This window comes from Cellulosilyticum lentocellum DSM 5427, assembly GCF_000178835.2.
Classification (GTDB): domain Bacteria; phylum Bacillota; class Clostridia; order Lachnospirales; family Cellulosilyticaceae; genus Cellulosilyticum; species Cellulosilyticum lentocellum.
In genome coordinates this window covers 3414286-3433094 of the sequence record NC_015275.1, presented here as the reverse complement: position 1 = coordinate 3433094, position 18809 = coordinate 3414286, and the positions used below count along the sequence as shown (strand labels likewise).

Genomic DNA, 18809 nt, shown 5'->3' with positions numbered 1-18809 from the left:
TTGCGCGTCCAGACATTTTATTCTTTGTTTTGGTTATCCTCTATGTCACGCTCGATTAGGCGGATAATTTTATCCTCCGCAGACAGTGCGGACTCTTCTTTGAAATAAGCGTTTACAAGGTATTTGACACCGCCGATGACATAGCAAAGAGCCGGACACTTGCCCGGCTCTTCACGTTCCCATGTACCTTTTTTACTCACAAACAAACAGCGCAATCTTTGAAAAAACAGCTTAATGTGGTTACAGTTCATATTCATTTTCCTCCTCATATTCTGTGTAATCATCGTGATTGGGTGCATTTTGTCGTTGCTCCTCCTGCCAGCGCAAAACTTCGGCAAGGGTATCGGCTATGGTAGCTAAAAGCAGTCCAGCCTGCCGACTTTCTGCCTTTGCCTTTTCGTGTGCCTGCCGTGCTTTCTCCAGCATGGAATCCAGTGCCTTACGGGAGAGGGCAATCTCGATTTCCTGCTTCGTCATGCCGTCAAAAGGAATATCTCGAAAATACATATCCTGATAACGGTCTGGGGTATCCGGACAATGTAGCTGACCCAGCTCCAATAAAACCTCCTGTAACAGCTGCATATCACTGCCCCCGATTCTTGCCAGCCCGGCATTGCAGTTCCATGTGTTGCGCATATTTTCTGTAGTAAAATCACCATAAGAAATCAATTTCCAGTTGGAACATTTTCGTTCGGATTGCAAGCCATATACACCTGCGGGAATGGTAAATAAAGCGCTTTTTTCACCAACATCAGCATCTATCCCGATATTTTCCATACGGTGTATGAAATCCGCACGGCTATGACTAATGGCAAGGTTATTTGCAATGTCCTGTGCCAGCTGCCGTTTCCAGCTTGCTGTTTGAGAATACTCACCATAGGAACGGTGTCCCTTTCTTCCATGCTCAATGACGGATAATCCATGCTCCAAACACAGTTCATCGGAAAGGGAACGCATTCGTTTTAAATCCTCTGGACTGGACTGCCATTTACAGCCGTTCTCATGACTGACAGAGCTGACGATATAATGAATGTGCATATGCGGTTCATTGGTATGTACCGCCATCATTACCTGAAAGCCTTGGAAAGGCTCATATCGTTTGATAAATTCCTGACCGATTTTGTATGCCAGTTCGGGGGATACGTTGTCTCTCGGGTCAAAGCTCTGGACAAAGTGAGCATATTGCCGTCCTGTGTCCTTGTGGAAGGCTCGCTTAGTAATAACCATCTGCTGGTATTCCTTGCCCTTTAGCAAGTCCTTACAGTAGACCAATGCCCCGTTTTGGGTCTTGCGGTCTTCCTTGATATAATCCAGCACCGCCCGCAATCCTGCAAGGTTGCCGACACGCACTTTAATCGGTTTGACTATAGCCATCGTCGTCACCTCCAAGAGCCATGTAAATGAGTTCCAGCACAGCGGAAAGCTGTATCTGCATTGTTTCAAGGTTCGGATTCTGCACCGCCCTCTGGTGGCAAAGTACAGTGAGTTGGTTGAGGTTATTGCCGATTTTATTCAGCTCATAACTGCATTTGTCCAGTCCTTTGAAGGTACGTATTTCCTTGCCCAGCACAGCATGACGGCAGAAATCAGACATTCGGATACCTGACTTTTTGACCTTGGACTGGACGAGCTTACGTTCATAGTCTGATACACGAAATGAAATCTTATGGGTTCTGTTCATGGTAGCACTCCTCTCTGAATGGAGTTCCAAGGGTGCAAACGCATTTGCACTTTTTACCTCTGCGGAGCAGGAAAACTATCTGCGCACCGTAAGGGGCGAGGACGGATGTCCGACAGATAGGACGCTTGCCACACCCTTCGGGTGTGAATCCGTCTCCGTTGTCTGACGCTCTCCTTAAAAAGAAAAGAGGGTAAGCGTGCAAAATCACCTATATAGGCAGTTTTACACTCTTACCACAAATAGACGCAAAAATAGCTCTGTGCGAGAAATCACACAGAGCTATTTGGTCACAATTATATTCTGCAAATGAACATAATACCCCCTTGGAACCGGCTGTTTCTTTTTAAAAATCAGACATTCATAAAATAAAAAAAGCGTAATGAAAAGTTTTCCAGTCCACAATGCCGATTTGCCGGTTACGCAAATCCCATAACAGCCGCCCCCGATTCTTTCTCAAATCAGGGTGATGCATGTTGCCGTCTTTCAGGCCTGCCGCCACGGCAGAAGTATCATGATTACGCACTGAGGTCGTTGCAATTCTGCTGTACCGCACAGCAATAACAGCCGCAAGGTATATCGCCGGATATTCAAATCCGTCAGCGCCCTTCGGCTCGTCGCTTACCCAATGCTCACGTTGCATTGCGGGATACGATGTTCATTTGTCAAAGTTCAAGGTTATATGCTCATCTTACTGCAAAAATTGAAGTTTGTAAAGAATGTTTATAAAGCAAAAAAGTAAGTAATAGACTTCGGTTATACCGATATAGGTATTCTTTTTTCTGCCCCTGTGGGCAGGGATAGCTCTGCGTGGAAGCTCTTTTCATCGGCGTACAGATTGATTACACCGTTATACCGCTCCACGGTTTCCAAGACGGAGGAAACGCCAAGGCCAAAGCCACTTCGTTTAGAGGATAGATATTTCCCCCCTCTGGTTTTGAGTTCCCCGTCAAAGCTGTTGTCCACAACAAATTCAAGCTGGCCGTCCTGTACCCGTCCGGCGATAAAAATGGTCTTACCCCCGGTTTGCTGGCGCTGGCAGGCCTCCACTGCATTTTCCATCAGGTTTCCAAGAAGACCGCATAGATCCACAATCGGAAAATCCAGCACTGCGGGAAGCAAAAGCCTTGCGCGAAACTGGATACCGGCAGACTGCGCAAGATTACTGTAATACTGCACCAGTGCGTCCAGCTCGATGTTGTCAGTAAGACGGCCAAGCCGGGTACCCTCGTTGATTTCCGTGATACCACGGATGTAGTTTTCAAGTTCCTCACAGTGTCCTTCTCCGGCCAGTGTCATCAGGGTGCGTAAGTGATGGCGGAAGTCATGGCGCAGCTTTGCACTTTCCTCCACCTTCTGGTTCATCTGCCGCAGATGCTCCACCTGCATGGTAAGCTGTCGTTTCATCTGCCGCTGTTCCTCGGCGTATACAAGGCTGTGGCGGTAACCCATGGTAATATCATACCCCAGCACCACGCCGGTTGCGATGACAAGGCTTAAGCTGCCCCATTCCTGAAACCAGCCGCTAAGGATTGGCTCGTAGTTCGGCAGGAGGCGATCCCAGACAAAGGCGCAGGCATAGATAATATCCGCATAGAGCAGTATGGTCGCTTTTTCTATCGTTCGGCGTACCGCCATAGCGGCGGTAAACAGAAGATAAACAGCGGTAAGCAGCTTGAAACCGAAAACCAGATTGGAAAAGGCAAGCATCACCGGCAATGTAAGATGCGCAGCAAATACCCCGTAAAGAAGCACCAACACACAGACAACACCGGAGGTGGCACCGCTGATTACCTGCATAGTTCTATTTGTGCCGCAGATGCGATTGTGGAGAATGATCACAAGCAGCGTTACCAGATATCCGCTGACCAGTTCTACAGTGTACCATGGCTGGATTGGAAGCGGCAGGATACCATGCACCACGCAGTAGGAAGTAAACACTGCGGTCGAAAGACACAAAAGGAAAAAGAGCCAGATATTGTTCCCCCGACGGGTACGGATGGCAAGATAAAAGCTAAAAATGGCAAGCATCAGTGTTACCGTGACCAAAATCAGGCAAATCCCGAACCGCAGTCCCCGGATTGTGTAAGTATTCAGAGGTTCGCCAAAGGAAGGCGGATAAACAAGGCCGCTGTATAAAAAGGAGTGGTCACTGACCGCAAGCAGAAGTGTCACCTTGCCGGAGGCTTCAAAGGTAATGACACGGCATTGGGTCTGGTCCTGATAATCGTCCGGGTCCGGTTCGCCCATTTGCAGCTTCAGTTTATCATCAATGTAAAACCGGTAAGCGGAATAGATTTCGGGTAGTTCAAGGGCATAGGTATGTTCCTCCTCCGGCAGGTACAGCGTTAAGGCGTAGCTGGCACTTCCATGAGGGGAGCGGCGAGAGTCGCCCATGGCAAAATTAGACTGTTCTCCAATGGACAGGTACTGATAATTGTCACCCTGTTGTTTTAAGGTTTCCGGTGTCAGCAGGCGGTCTGCGTAGAAACGCCAGCCGTCCCGCAGATAGCGGATGGGTGTGTCCGTCCAGTCCGCTTCTGAAACGTACAGCGCGCCGTTAATGGCCTGAGGTGCAGCTTTTGTGTACTTGTTGTCAAAATGGTATAGGGAGAGAAACAGAGCGGAGGAAAGGGCAACCATCAGAAGCAGCGCCAAAGACCGCCGTAATACAAAAGTTTTTTTATCCATGGCGTTTCCTCCTGAAAAGTGTAATTCCTCCCGCAGCTAAAAGCAAGCCGCCAGATACAGGAAGCAGAGGCGATGTACTTTTCCCAGTCTCCTGTGTAGTTGATAGCTCTGTAATGGTATAAGTTCCTGCCGTATCCGCGGCAAAGCGCAGAAGCTCCCCATCGTAGGAAACATCTGTCATTTGTTCGCCAGCGTCGTTTTGGATGGTGATATCAGTATGTTCCGACTGCGGCATGTATCGAAGCCGCAATACTGTTCCCAAAAGCTGCGTAACCGGTTTGCCTGAAACCTCCACTGCAAGCACAATCTGATTGCTTTCCGGCTGGGTCAGCCTAACAGTCAGAGTATCCGTATCCGACAAGTCCAGCACTAAAAGCAGCTTGCTTGGAATACTGACGGTTACATCGCCGGAACCAAACACGACGCTTTCTTCCTCTTTACAGAGATCCTTGAGACGCAGACCGGAAATGACTGTCTGGGTAGGAGAATAGGATTCTGTAACAGTGGCAGATACCTGAGATTCTAAGCTTTTCTCCGACTGTGTAATGTTATCGTCCTGTACTGGGTTGCCTACTGTTTGGGTACTGTCCTTCGGTTTGGGTACTGTATCGTTTTTTTGCTCAGCAGAAGTACTCGCTGTTTCCCGTGTAAAGAAAGCATCGGAAAACACTGGTACTGTTGATTCAGTCGGAGTGGCAGGAGCTACGGCTGTCGGTTTCTCTGTTACGGGAACCTGTGTCTGTGAATTGCTATCGCTGTTATGACTGTCGTTACTTTGAGAGTCACCGGGGGACTCAGGAGCAGATGGAGACGGCTCATTTTCACCAGTTGAGGAATTCTGTCCTCCCTGCGGTTTCTGTTGTTCTCCTGATGAGGAGCCTGAATCCTGTGAGGGCTCATCTGTATCTGAGGAGGAATCGCTCGTATCAGGCGAATCATTATCATTACCTGAATTGCTATCCTCATTGGAATTATCGGGCGGATTTGTGGGGGTTGGAGCAGGTTGTGTACCGGTTCCTGAACCTCCTCCATTTACATCGCCGCCATCCCGGTCACCACCGGAATAATCAAGAATACTAAGCTCCCCGTCATATTGAAAGGTCAGAACACCGGTCTGACCGCCGGGATAGGTCACTTTAAGCTCATAAGTGCTTCCATAGGTAAGCACTCGCTGGGAAAGCTGGAGACCATCGGAGACAGACAGGAAGCCATCATTTAGGCTTGTCCATTCTCCGCCATCTTGCCGTAGCCATACAGCAAACTCCACCAGCTGTTCCTCCTGTGCGGCAGAAAGCACCCACGGAAAGTGCAGAAAGCCACGTCCCGCTACACAGCAGTTAATATCCGGTTCACCGGGAACCTGAATGGAAACCGCGCAAAGCTGCCGGGGCAGAGAAACACCGTCTGCCAGAGTATACTCTGTTCCAAGGTCAGGTGATGTAAAAGCATAGTACACGCCAGCCGTAACAGTATCCACGGTATCCAAAGACCATGCACCTGAGATTAAGTCATAGGGATTGCCCTCTGCGTCATAGCCGATGAAGCCTGCGATGGAATCGGCAAACCAAGTGGAAAGCTCCTCCTGCGTGGTTCCTACGGGGAATGCCACGGCATCTGTCCGATCTGGTTCATCAAAGCTGGTCAGAGTGATTGCAGCAGGCGTTACGGTAAGTAGCGGAGCAGTTACCTGTACGGAAATGAAGACCGTATTTTCTAGTCCTTCCAAAAGCGTTGCTCCGGCTGGAATGGAAATGTTTCCAATCACAGTGTAAGTACCGGGTGTCTCTGCATCCAATGTGCTGAAATCCCATGCAACAGACAATGTAAGCGGATAGGAAGAACCATCCTTTTCCGCTGTGGCAGAAATGCTGATAGAATCCAGTTGATTATGTAACTGCGTAAAGTCGGTATCGCCGCAATCCGTATGGAACGTACTTGTAAAAGCATTCGGGGTAGTATAGGAAATGATGCTGCCGGTATAGTCAAAGGTGTCAGGAACGGCGCTGTCTTCAGTTCCGTCCGCTCTGACACTGCTGTCGTCTGTACCGCCGGTTTCATCACCATCCGTGACCATATCTGCAGCGGAAGGAGTCGCGGTGTCTATACTGTCATCCGAAACAGCACCGCTTCCGCAATCGGTAACAGTATCTGTGGTTTCGGAAGGCAGAACCGCATCCTCTGCCGCCAGTACAGGCGGTGCAAGTGCTGTACAAACCAGAAAAGCGGTTAAAATCAGTGCAAGTATCTGCTTCATATTCCCTCCCCCCGCAGCGAACCGGCGGAGAGACTCAGGCGCTGCTGCTGTACCTGACGTTGCAAGCGGCGGCTGACCGGCAGCTGCTCTCCATTTTTCAGGATGAGAGAATCGCTGCCAAGCTCCCGCACCTCCTTTAGGTTAATAACAATGCCCTTAAAGCAGGACATAAACTGCGGATAGGAGCAAAGTTTATCGGTAAGCTCCGAGAAGCTGCCGGATACCGGAACGAGACAGTCCTTTAAATGGATACAAGCACAGCGGTTCTGATAATCCGCATAGAGAATCCTGTCCAGCGTGATTTCCAACAGCTGATTCCTTGTGGTAACCGTAATAGAGGGAACGCTCTGCGGCTCTGCAATCTTGCAATAGTGCAGTGCCCTTGAGAGTTTGTCCAATGTGGCTGGTTTTACGATGTAATCCGCTGCACGGACATCGTAGCTTTTTACACCAAATTCTGAGCTGGTGGTAAGGAAAATAAGATTCAGATTCTCGTCCAGCTGCCGCAGTTTCAAGGCGCAGTCCACGCCGTTTTCGTTGTTCAGATAAATATCCATAAAGACAACGTCATAGCTGCCCGGTATGTAATCGGCAAGCAATTCCCTGCCACTGTGGAATTCTGTAATTTGCATTGGTTGATGTTGATTGGTTTCATATTGCTTCAAAAGGCTGCGGAGTATTTCACACTCAGTAGCCATATCATCTACGATTGCCGCATTCATTTGAAATCCCTCCTTCTGTACATAATTATCCAGTTAACATTATACCATATATTTCAGGAAAAAAATAACCGCTTGTGCAGATTTTCGACCGCTTGATCATAACCCATTGAAAAACACTTGACAAAATGATACCCTAATAAAAACTATCATACTTCTTCGGTGGAAGAGGTGCGGTAGTTTTTTATTTGCATTTTAAGGAAGGAGGAGATCGCGTGAATGTCGCATTGTGCGCGGCGTTCTTGGAAGAGGACGTCTGGGAAAACCGTCTGGTAACGGCGGCTCTCCCACAAAAGATTGAAATTACGGAGTGTAATAGCGCAGGGGCACTTCTAAAGATACTGGAATTAAAGCCGTTTTCGCTGCTCATTGTCGTGTTAAACGGTGTGGCGGGACTGGAAGCGGTACGTCGTCTCAGAGAAAAAGCACCGGACGTTCCTCTTCTGTGGATTTCCGATGAGGATTACAGCCTGTTCGGCTATCAGTACCGTGTAACCTGTTTTCTGCGCCGGACGGTATCCGATGTTCAGCTTCGGGAAGCAGTGGCAGGATGTTTGAAGATTTCGGGAAAAGGAGAGGAGGAAACCGCAAAATGACAAAAAACATTGCGCTGTGCGGGATAGAGGAAGAACTTGTCAGTACACTGGAACACTGCGGCGAATTCCGTCTCTTACGCTTTGGTGACGAACCGGAGCGACGCGGTGATGTAAAGCTGGCGTACTTTCTGAGGGACGGTCCACCTGTAGCGTTTGCCATCGTGGGCTATCCCGGAGCAAAGGGACTTACCGCCTGTGATTATCTGCGGACACAGAACCGCGCGTTACCCATCCTTTGGCTGTGCAGCCGCAGGGAATTTGAGCCGGAAGCGAAACGGATTGGTGTAACCTTCTACGGCACCGGTCCACCGAATACGGAGCAAACAATACAAGGTATTTTAAAAACAATCCATACAAGAGTTTCTGAAGGAGGAACAACATGAAAAAACGAATTTTAAGCATATTGCTGTGCTTTTGCATGGCACTGAGCCTTCTGCCGATGTCGGCACTGGCGGCGGACGATCCGGCGGTTGAAATCGGCGGCACAGCCGTTGAAACTGGCGACTGGTACGCCCTCACGGACGAAAGCGGTACAGTAAGCACCGCGGACGCGAACGCGGACAATTGGAATGTCCATGTGACGAAAGACGATACCGATACAACCGTTACCGTGACATTAAAGGATGCCGCCATTGCAAACAATTCTTATTCTACCCATGCCATTGATGTCAACGGGTATGATTTAGAGATTGTATTGGAAGGCACAAGCAACCGAATCGGAACAGGTACCACGAACGACAACGGCTATGCTGTTTACAACAGAACTGACGGCAAGGATATCACCATCAGCGGTGCCGGGGATTTAACCCTGACGGGCTATTACGGCATATCCACCAACGGAACAGGCAGCGTGGCCGTTGACATTGACGGCAGTCTGACTGTTCAATCCCAATGGCAAATGGTCAGCTGCGGAGGGCAGCTTAATGCAACCGCAGAAAGCATTACCATGAATGGATATTACATTCAATGCTTCGGCGGCGGCGTGAGCCTTAGTGCCGAAAACGGAGATGTCAATATCAGCGGAACCGGGGATTATGGTATCAAAGTCGGAACTGACATTATGATATCCGTTCCGAAGGGCGCGGTTTCCATCAGCGGCGGAGCATATTCCTTGTATACGTCGGTAGGTAACCAAATTTCTGTTTACGCGAAAAATGACATTTCCCTGACGGAATGTGTGCAAGGAGGTGACGGAAACGAGTCACAGATTAGCCTCACCTCGCAAACCGGGGACATCACCGTCAACAGCGAGGATTATCAAGCCATCGCCGGTGTCAAAACGTATCTGGGGCTTTCAGCGCCTGAGGGTGATATTACGCTGACGGCGGAATCCTTAGGTCAAAATGTGATTGCCGGAAGCAATAGTTATGCACTGAACATTCTTGCGGGAGGCACGCTGGACGCGCAAGGGCAGGACGGTATTGCCGGTTTCGGCACGGCGGAAATCAAGGCAGAGAAGGTCAATATTGCCGCCACCGGCAACGGATATGGCATGAGCGGCGAAGACGTGTCCGTTACCAACCCTGAGGGCGGTAACTGCACGGAAATCAGCATATCCGGCGGGGGCGACGGGAGAAATGCGCTTAACACGGGGAATCTCACCCTCAAGGCGGATAGGGTGATTGTCGCCGCCGCAAGCGACGCGTCCTCCGCCATTTCTGCATACGGCAATGTCAATATTGGCGATGCGGGAATGATTATCGGAGGAACAATCGTTTCTAATGGCACAACAACTATTGCGGACGGTGTTCTGCAGGTGCAGGCGTCCGGCCCTGACATATCGTCAAGCGGTCTGGATTTAAACACTCTTCCTGCTTATTCCACCTATTACAAGGCGGGGGACGGCTATGCGCTGTTTACACCGGCGCAGAATGATACGCCCGCCGTGCTGACGCTGCACAACGCGGAAATCACCAGCAGTGACACTCCTCTGGACTTGGGCGCGGATACTATCATTAAGCTTGAGGGCAGTAACTATTTAACTAACACAAATACAGAGAGCGGCGTAGGCATTGATGCAGGCGATAACAGCTCCGGTCTGCCGCAGTCCGTCATCATACAAGGCGGCGATAATGATTCTCTGTATGTTTCCGCATGGCAATGCACCTCAAGCGTTGAGAACCTGATTATTTCCGGCGGAAAAGTCACTATGTACGGCAGCTGCTATGGAATAACTGACACCGGAAATGTGCTTTTGGAAAACGGCGCAGAAGTATCCGCTACAGGCGGAGAATACGGCGATGCGCTTTCGGTGGGTTTTCTTGAAGATGACGAAAATGAGAGTGCCGCAAGGAACCTTACCATAAACGACGGAAGCTCCCTTACCGCCTACGGATATGTCATGATTCGCGGCAATCTGGTTATGAGCGGCGAAAGCTCCTCATTTACCGCTGATGAGATAAGCTTTGTTTTAGGCGGCCTGATAATCGGCAGCGGCAGCCTCTTGACCGTTCAGCCGGGCCGTGAGTTTTATGTGCCAAATTCAACTTCCTCTGTCACCAACGAGGGAACCCTCCTCAACAACGGCACCCTTCTTCTGCCTTACGAATACAACGCCGCAGATGTCGCGGCATTGAACATCACCGGCAGCGGCGTTGTCAAGCTGTACTCCATGGGCGAATTCCCTGAGGACGACCGCTACAAGGTCTATGTAAACGGCGAATTTTACGCGGACGGCGGAGAGCTGAATGCTCAAGGCTCATTGGATCTTACAACTCCGCCCACAGAAGCCACCTATTATAAATCGTCGGCGGACGACGCATATATCATTTACACCCCGGCAACCGACAGCGAAAATGCCGTGTTGACGCTTCATGGCATGAGCAACACCGGTTATCTGCAAGGCGGCATTGTGTTACCGGATGAGCCGGTTACCGTTCGCGTGGAGGGATACAATGAAATTATTTGGATAAGCGTTTCTAAGGAAATTCACATTACCGGAAGCGGACGCTTAATCGGCAGGATTGAAAACACCGCTTCTTCCGCCGAGCTGACCATCGACAGCGGTGTGACCGCAAGCCTTATGTATTCGACAAAGACAGGCGACGTTATCACAAATACGGTGTACGGCGATTATTCGACGAATGCTGTTTATGTAACCGCAGCCGATAAGCTGGTGCTGATGCCCGGCGCGGTCTTGACCGTGAATGCCGGATATGGGGAACTTTTTTTCAGCGAGGGAGCCAGCCTTTCCGATATGAGCATCGGAACAGGCGCGTCCATTGTGAATAATAACTACATCATGCTGCCTCAGGGTACAACGGCGGCACAGATTGCGTCACTGCCCCTTTCAGGAACCGGCATTGTGCGGGTTGCGACGGCATATGAAGATGGCTCGCCCACCGCGTGGGATACCTACACCAACGACGGCGCAGCGGTGAAACAGATCGGCGATGCGGATTCAGGCCTTGACCTGACAAGCGGCGAACACAGCGGCAAAACCGTAGAAAACGACGGCTACGCTTGGAATTCAGACAGCAAAACGCTGACGTTGGGCGATGCCTATATTCCCGGGGATCTGACGCTGCCTTCCGGAACAATTGTCGACACGACTGACACTACAATAATAGGCGGAGGGCTTGGTGGAGAAGCCTACACAGCGCTGAACATAACTCTTGGCGGTCCGGCGCCTTTGACCATCAGCGGAGGCATCAGAGGAGGAACAAACGGAGATGCCGTAACCGTTCAGGGCGGCGCGCAGGTTACGGTGGGCGATGACATATTTTTAGGAGCTTCCGGCGGAGCAGACGGCACATTGACTGTCACCGGCGCGGGAACCCAACTGAACGTTTCATCCCCTTACGGCTATGCGGTGATGTGCGATACGGTGAATGTACAAAGCGGCGCGTCTATGACCGCCAACGGCGACTCCATCGGCGTGGAAGCGCTGACCGGTGTGAACGTCACCGGCGGCTCCACGCTGACCACCAACTGCGACTACGGCGTATACATCATCGGCGGAAAGCTGACAGTGGACGATACAAGCAAGCTGATTACCAACGCCACAATCGCGCCCTTCTGTATTGTGGACAGCACCTCTAACAAATCACAGAGCAATGTTCTCGCACTGGCGGGAGCCCCCTCCGGTACGGTTGTTGCGTCTGTTACAGGTACTCAAGCAAAATACTGGAGCCTTGTTGCTACCGGCGGAACCCTGTCAGTGACGGATGAAAGCAACACCCCCGTAACCCTGTCCGGTGCAAGAACAGGAAAGCTTACCTTTGTCAAGGCTGCGACATCCGGCGGAAACGATGATAACGGAGGTGGGAATAACAATAATGGCGGCGGCGCATCCGGCAGCAGCACCAGCTACACGCTAACTTTTGTAACAAACGGAGGCACGGCAATTTCCGGCGTATCCAAGGCTTCCGGCACGGTCGTTGACTTGAGCGGCTACAAGCCAACCCGCGAAGGCTATAATTTTGACGGCTGGTATGCCGACACGGCGCTGACCACTAAGGTCACCAGCGTGACCTTGACCAAAGGCACTACCGTTTACGCCAAGTGGACGGAAAAAACGGTACAGAGCGCAAATCCCTTTGTCGATGTAGCGGACAGCGCATATTATCATGACGCAGTGCTGTGGGCAACAGAAAAAGGCATTACAAGTGGCACAACAGGCACCACGTTCAGCCCGGATAAAATTTGCACCCGTGCGCAGGCGGTCACCTTCCTGTGGCGCGCCGAGGGATCACCGGAGCCGGCCTCCGCAAATTGTCCGTTTACCGACGTTTCCGCAGATGATTACTATTATAAGGCCGTCCTCTGGGCGGTGGAAAAAGGCATCGTGAAGGGTACTTCTCCAACAACCTTCAGCCCTAACGATACTGTGACACGCAGCCAGAGCATGACCTTCCTGTGGCGTGCGGCGGGAGAAACCACGTCCATATCCGCAAATCCGTTTGCAGATGTGTCTAAGGATGCCTATTACTACAATGCAGTCCTGTGGGCAGTGGAAAAGGATATCACAAAGGGTACGTCTGACACGGCATTCAGCCCCGATGGCGGCTGCACTCGTGCGCAGATCATTACCTTGCTTTATCGGTATATGGGGAAATAAAAAAATGCTCTCTCGGAATCTCAAGTGATTATTACAAAAATCAAAATAGAATAATGTGATTTGAAAAGTAATTTTTACTTAAAACCAAAGAAAAAGTGGGAGATTTTAATAAAAAAGAATCTTCAAAACCTTACAAATCAAGGGTTGGAGATTCCGAGAGAGTAAAAAACAATAGGAGGAATTTTATATGAAAAAACGGCTATTAAGCTGGATACTAACCTTAACCCTGGTGCTAAGCCTAGTGCCAGGAATGACCATAACAGCATCGGCATGGGGCAATACATCTTATGATGATCTACTTAACGCTATCAGCAATCAGACATTGCTGGATAACCGCTATGGCGGTTCTATAAATGATGATGACAGTGGATATTTTGCCATTGATGGTGATAAAATCACTAATTCAGATTCAAGGAATGCACAAATCTCTTCTGGAAATTCAACAAAGGACTTTACTTTTAAAAATCCACCCCAAAGTGATTCTTCCTGTGCCACCTTTTTTCGTATCGTTCTTAAACCAAGTGAAGCTAGTCGAATGCTAACTTTCAATGTCAATCTACCTGATAAGGGTGACTACGAATACGACGGCGTTTTCAGATTATTTATCTTTGATTCTCCGGTTCCCTATGTAGACAACAGCCCTCAACATTCTTACGCTCCACAGTTGTCTCGTGAAAAATATGCTGTCGGAGGTAGTGATCAACCTGCAATCGTCGGAGATAGCAGTCTTCTTCCAAATAGCGGAACTTATGTGCAGGAAAAAACAGGCGGGGGCGAAGCTACCTTCGGAGCAATAATCGAGCCCTCCCCTGAAAAAAAGGGTATATGTTTATCTAGTCTATGACCCTGCTCGCAATAACTGGGGCGGCGGTGATGATTCTCCTGCAACAGTCTTTGCATTAAGTGACTACAATGCACAATTTTCAATAAGTGACCTTAATCTTTATGAGGAAGTTCCAGACACCTTAGAGGTTGTAGCCGATAATAACTACTTAGTGAGAGAAACCATCAATGGCACTAGCACTATCCATACCGCAAACTATAATAAGGAGATATATTACCATGATGAGAACCGCCCTACTCTAGAACTTTTAACTCTTGCCGGTAAATCTCCTTATTTATTCTCTAACAATTCCAACAGCTACACTGCAACGAAAACTACTCTAAATTACCAAGGCAGTGGAGCAAATTTACAAAGCGTCAGTCAATCGGGTAGTACCGCTGGTATCTCTTCTGCCTTAGCGGGTCTAGCTGGTCAGGGTTTATACTTAGGTAATGCTACGAATGATGGTACTTGGAATACTTCAGAAAATGCTCTGACAGTAAATGGCGAAATGTCAGTACCTCTATATTCCGCAACGAAAGACATTTTCCTTACTATTAATGGTGAGAACATCTCTTCTGTAACATTTAATGGCATTACCGCTGCAAAAAAAGATAACTCCTATACACTTAGGATACCGAAAGAGACATATGGAGAGACACTCATTAACACCAGTGCCCCGTCATCACTAAAATTTAATACAGATACAACAGAAAAACAATCTGTAGCGCTAACTTTTAATAACGACAGCAACACCCTTGGCAATTCTCAGAAATTAACTTATGGAGATAATCTTTGCGATTTGCTAAAAGTAACATATGACGGTCAGCCCGTAAATGAGGAAGGTGTTTTCTCATGGAGTTTATTGGAGGGTAGTGCGCAGCATATTGATGCCTCTGGCATGGCTTTCGCTGGAAATAATGTGAAAGAACGCTATAAGGTGACTTTCAGTAGCTCATCCTACTATGGAGAAGCGGAGCTATCTCTATATAATTGCAATATTGACAAGCGAGCCCTTACAATGACACTTGGAGGTGAATTGGTAAAGCAATATGACGGAACAACGTATCTGGACAGCACTCCTTACAATGTTACATGTTTATTCCATGGATATTTAAGTAAAGATGCTGACATCTTTGAAAATATAAAAACATTAAGTGAAGTCAGACTACCGGATAAAGAAATGATCTCCACCTTTTCTAACCCTGATGCTGGAACAGGAATTAATGTAGTCTTTAGTAACTATGGATTTTATAGATTGGAACGTGATGTATACCCCATCCTTAAAAATTATTATATTGAGGAGGGAGTATCTGGAAATGTAGGTACGATTAAGCCTAAAAAATTAACACAGGTTAATGGACTCAGTATTCTTCCTAGAGCATACGAGGTGGGTAATAAAAAGGTTGAATTAATTGTAGAAAATCTTACTTTATCAGAAGAAGAGATTCTGGAACGAGACAAAGGCAAAATCGGTGTTGCTTTAAAATCCAGTATAAATCCAAAGGAATTTGAACGTGAAAATGACTTGGTTGGAACTTATTATGTAACAATTTACTTCCAGGACAACTTTGAATTAACTGGAGAAAATTCGAAAAATTATACTTTTTCAGAACTAACTAACTTAACTATGGTGAAAAGCTTGGTCTACACTGAGACATACAGTCCTAAACTTCTGTTTTATCTACCAGATGATTCTTCGAATCAATTCGAAAACTATACTGCCACCTACACAGGAGAGGCCATTGAGCCTTACATTGTGACTGCCGATAATCGTTACTATATGTATGCTCTCAAGGAATACTGCGATATAGAATACAGTAACAATATTGAGCCAGGCACTGCCACCGTAACCATACGAAACAAAGACCAGAGATATGCCGAGGGAGGTAATCTTGTATTCTTTACTACGACCTCCGCCAGCTTCACAATTCAACAATTGGAAACAACGGAAGCAGCCGTTCTGGCAGACACCAATAAGGGCAATGATAACTGGTACATCGGCGATGTAACTGTCAATGCCCCAAATGGGTTTCAGATTTCAAAAGAAATAGGGCAAAATGCAAATTGGCAAAACTTCCTTACTGTCACTGAGGATATGAATGGCAGTTACACCTATTATCTCAAAAAGACTGCGGACGGCAGTGTCACCGCATCTAAGACTATTGAGATTAAGCGAGATTCAACGGCACCTACAATATCAGCAATCAACAATTCAAATATAACTGACAATGCAGCAATCGTTACCGTAAATGCCAATGACGACGGTTCTGACATAGCCAGCTATGAACTGTCTAAAACCAGCGGCGGCAGTGAACCTACAATCACCAGTGGTGACAACGGTGTATTTAGCATTTCAAATCTGTCTCCTAACACACAATACGACTTTACCGCAACGGTCAAGGATAAGGCAGGCAATATGACTACACAGGATTTAAGCTTTACCACTGAAAAAGCACTGCCTGCTGGTGGCGAGCCAAGTTTTAACAGTGCAGTTTATGGAACTCCCTTAAGCAACCTTACTATTGATTCTGGGACATCTGGCATAGCGGGAAGCTGGGTATTGGATGACAAAATCAACAATGCAGACAGTATTTATCCAACTGTAAACGATACAACAGAATACACTGTCGTGTTTATACCTTCTGAAAATCCTGACAGCTACGGTCAATTAACGCGCAAGCTGAAACCGACTATCCTACCGAAAGAACTAACTCTCTCCGAGGTCACCGGTTCGAATAAAAAGTATGATGGCGAAAATACAGTGGCTATCACAAATGCCAAACTAAATGGCATTATAAATTCTGATGAGGTCTATGTAGACACCAATGGATTGACAGGAACCCTTAATGGCTCTGACGCAGGCACTTACAATGCAATTAACATTGGCAACATGACACTGGCAGGGCCAATGGCAGGCAACTATACTCTAAAGCAGCCGGTTGAAGAAATCTCCACAACAGTAGAAATCTTGAAAGCTGACGCATTTACCTTGAACAGCCCTGCAACAATGGTAAAGAATCAAGATAACTACGCCCTACGTCTTGACCTGACTCAAACCAGTGGTTATCCGCTGACTCCTGGCGGTACGCCTGTATTTACGGTTACCAGTAACAGTTATAACTCCCTAAGCAGTGCAACTATGGAGGGAAATACGCTCATTCTTGTAGTAAACAAAATGCAGAACTATACCTCTGATGCCGTAACCATCGATGTTACGGGTATGGATAACTATGAGAACAGTACTATCACTGTGAATGTAGATTATACTGACAAAGTCCCTGTAACTATTTCAGGTGTAACTGTAACAGATAAATCTTATGACGGTAATGAAATCAGTTATTCTGGTACACCTGTTTCCACTTCAAATGATACGGAAATAACTCCTTCTGGTTATACCTATACCTGGCAAACAGCCAGTGGACAAACTTTATCTGCGGCTCCTAAGAATGCAGGTAACTATAAGTTGATTATTTCGGTGGACAACAACGACCCAGCTTACATGGGTAGTGAAGTAGTGAACTTTACCATCAGTAAGGCTACCATCAACATCACTGCAGACAACAAAACTGCATATATAAACGATACAAAACCAACTTTAACTTATACCGTGTCTGGTCTTGCACCAAACGAAGAATTAAAAAAGCTCCCAAACCTTACCTGTGATTCAGATATGGGGAAAAGTAATACTTACACAATAGCTGTCAGCGACGCAGCTGTACCGGAAGGGGACAACTACAATGAAAAAATTATATATCATAACGGAGTGTTGACTGTAATCAAATCGTCTTCCGGCGGCTCATCGGGTGGATCTTCCGGCGGTTCGTCGGGCGGATCTTCTGCCAGTGCTTCCACTGCTCTGGTTTCAAGTGATTTCGGAACGGTTAGTGTGTCTGCCACTGTCTCTAACAGCACGGCAACAATTTCTGTCACGGACACGCAGCTTTCAATGATTGCTTCCGCAGCTAAGAACACCGGCACAATGAAAATCAATGTATCCGCTCTCGATGTCAATGCCATAGTTATCCCATCTAAGCTTGTTTCGGCAGTGGATAACGCATCTACCTCCGCAAGTCTTGAAGTTGTGCTTTCAAACGGTACTGTGACCCTTGACAAAACTGCGCTTAATGCCATCAAAGACAAGGGTGACGTAAAGAGTTCCGTTGAGGCTGTGGATCATGCAAAGCTCAGCGATACGCAGAAAGAGGCACTTGGCAAGCAGACAAATACGGCGGTTGTCGTTGACGTAAACATCTATGTGAATGGCACCAAGACCAGCACGTTTCATAATGGCAAGATTCATGTTTCTGTACCGTACATGCTGAAATCCGGCGAAAACGCAGACAGCATCACAGTCTGGTTCATCAATGACGATGGCACAATTGAGCCGAAGAGTGGTACGTACAACGATGGAACGGTAGAATTTACAACTGACCACTTGTCTCAGTATCTGATTGTAAGCTTCCCGTTTGCGGACGTAGACCAAAATACATGGAGCTATGGAAGCGTGGCTTACGCCTACAACAACGGCCTATTCTCAGGTACTTCCGCTACCACTTTCAGTCCCAACACGGCTATGACTCGCCAGATGATTTGGATGGTGCTTGCACGAATGGATGGCAGGATGCCAACCGATATGGACGATGCTCGTCATTGGGCAATGGAAAATGGTATTTCTGACGGGTCTAGCCCTACAAACTCCATCAACCGCGAACAGCTGGCGGCGATACTCTATCGCTATGCTGCTTATAAAAAGTATGACACCACACAGGGCGGCATGGCTATTCGGGAATTCGCAGACTATGACGGTGTTTCTGTCTATGCGCAGACCTCGCTCAGCTGGGCAGTTAATGTCGGGCTAATAAAGGGTAGCAACAATAAACTGATGCCTCACGGCGATGCTACCCGTGCGCAAGTTGCGGCAATCCTCATGCGCCTTATTCAAAATACAGAGAAGTAGGCGGCAAGGGTTTGATTCAGCGGCTATCA

12 protein-coding genes are annotated in these 18809 nt (G+C 47.9%); 5 read left to right on the top strand and 7 right to left on the bottom strand.

Annotated elements, in window-relative coordinates:
- Positions 1 to 17 precede the first annotated feature (17 nt).
- The 7 genes from CLOLE_RS15810 to CLOLE_RS15785 all read right to left on the bottom strand — a co-directional run bounded on the left by CLOLE_RS15810 (position 18) and on the right by CLOLE_RS15785 (position 7345).
- Entirely contained in the window at positions 18 to 251 is a 234-nt protein-coding gene (locus CLOLE_RS15810) for a transposon-encoded TnpW family protein (protein ID WP_013658137.1), read from the bottom strand.
- Positions 241 to 1374, bottom strand: a complete 1134-nt coding sequence (locus CLOLE_RS15805) for a relaxase/mobilization nuclease domain-containing protein (protein WP_013658136.1) — start codon at positions 1372 to 1374, stop codon at positions 241 to 243. The genes CLOLE_RS15810 and CLOLE_RS15805 overlap by 11 nt, the downstream gene beginning before the upstream one ends.
- On the bottom strand, positions 1352 to 1681 hold the full coding sequence (locus CLOLE_RS22035) for a plasmid mobilization protein (protein ID WP_013658135.1): 330 nt from the start codon (positions 1679 to 1681) through the stop codon (positions 1352 to 1354). Before CLOLE_RS22035 ends, CLOLE_RS15805 begins: the two co-directional genes overlap by 23 nt.
- A gap of 358 nt (positions 1682 to 2039) precedes the next feature.
- On the bottom strand, positions 2040 to 2321 hold the full coding sequence (locus CLOLE_RS23275) for a hypothetical protein (RefSeq protein ID WP_162145086.1): 282 nt from the start codon (positions 2319 to 2321) through the stop codon (positions 2040 to 2042).
- Positions 2322 to 2434: 113 nt separating this feature from the next.
- Positions 2435 to 4369, bottom strand: a complete 1935-nt coding sequence (locus CLOLE_RS15795) for an ATP-binding protein (protein ID WP_013658134.1) — start codon at positions 4367 to 4369, stop codon at positions 2435 to 2437.
- Positions 4362 to 6623, bottom strand: a complete 2262-nt coding sequence (locus CLOLE_RS15790; protein ID WP_013658133.1) for an LPXTG cell wall anchor domain-containing protein — start codon at positions 6621 to 6623, stop codon at positions 4362 to 4364. Before CLOLE_RS15790 ends, CLOLE_RS15795 begins: the two co-directional genes overlap by 8 nt.
- The gene (locus CLOLE_RS15785) at positions 6620 to 7345 is read right to left on the bottom strand and encodes a LytR/AlgR family response regulator transcription factor (protein ID WP_013658132.1); all 726 of its coding nucleotides are present in this window, start codon (positions 7343 to 7345) and stop codon (positions 6620 to 6622) included. The genes CLOLE_RS15790 and CLOLE_RS15785 overlap by 4 nt, the downstream gene beginning before the upstream one ends.
- A 212-nt stretch (positions 7346 to 7557) precedes the next feature.
- Here CLOLE_RS15785 and CLOLE_RS15780 point away from each other — a divergent pair, with 212 nt between their 5' ends.
- The 5 genes from CLOLE_RS15780 (at position 7558) to CLOLE_RS15760 (ending at position 18780) form a co-directional block, all read left to right on the top strand.
- Positions 7558 to 7938 (top strand): response regulator, encoded by a 381-nt coding sequence (locus CLOLE_RS15780; RefSeq protein ID WP_013658131.1) that lies wholly within the window; start codon positions 7558 to 7560, stop codon positions 7936 to 7938.
- Complete coding sequence (locus tag CLOLE_RS15775; protein WP_013658130.1) at positions 7935 to 8321, top strand: response regulator; 387 nt, start codon at positions 7935 to 7937, stop codon at positions 8319 to 8321. The genes CLOLE_RS15780 and CLOLE_RS15775 overlap by 4 nt, the downstream gene beginning before the upstream one ends.
- On the top strand, positions 8318 to 12997 hold the full coding sequence (locus CLOLE_RS15770) for an S-layer homology domain-containing protein (protein ID WP_013658129.1): 4680 nt from the start codon (positions 8318 to 8320) through the stop codon (positions 12995 to 12997). The genes CLOLE_RS15775 and CLOLE_RS15770 overlap by 4 nt, the downstream gene beginning before the upstream one ends.
- Before the next feature lie 187 nt (positions 12998 to 13184).
- Positions 13185 to 13841: a hypothetical protein gene (locus CLOLE_RS15765; RefSeq protein WP_013658128.1), complete on the top strand. Its 657-nt coding sequence runs from the start codon at positions 13185 to 13187 to the stop codon at positions 13839 to 13841.
- A gap of 151 nt (positions 13842 to 13992) precedes the next feature.
- Positions 13993 to 18780, top strand: a complete 4788-nt coding sequence (locus tag CLOLE_RS15760) for a YDG domain-containing protein (protein ID WP_013658127.1) — start codon at positions 13993 to 13995, stop codon at positions 18778 to 18780.
- The last annotated feature ends 29 nt before the right edge of the window (positions 18781 to 18809 follow it).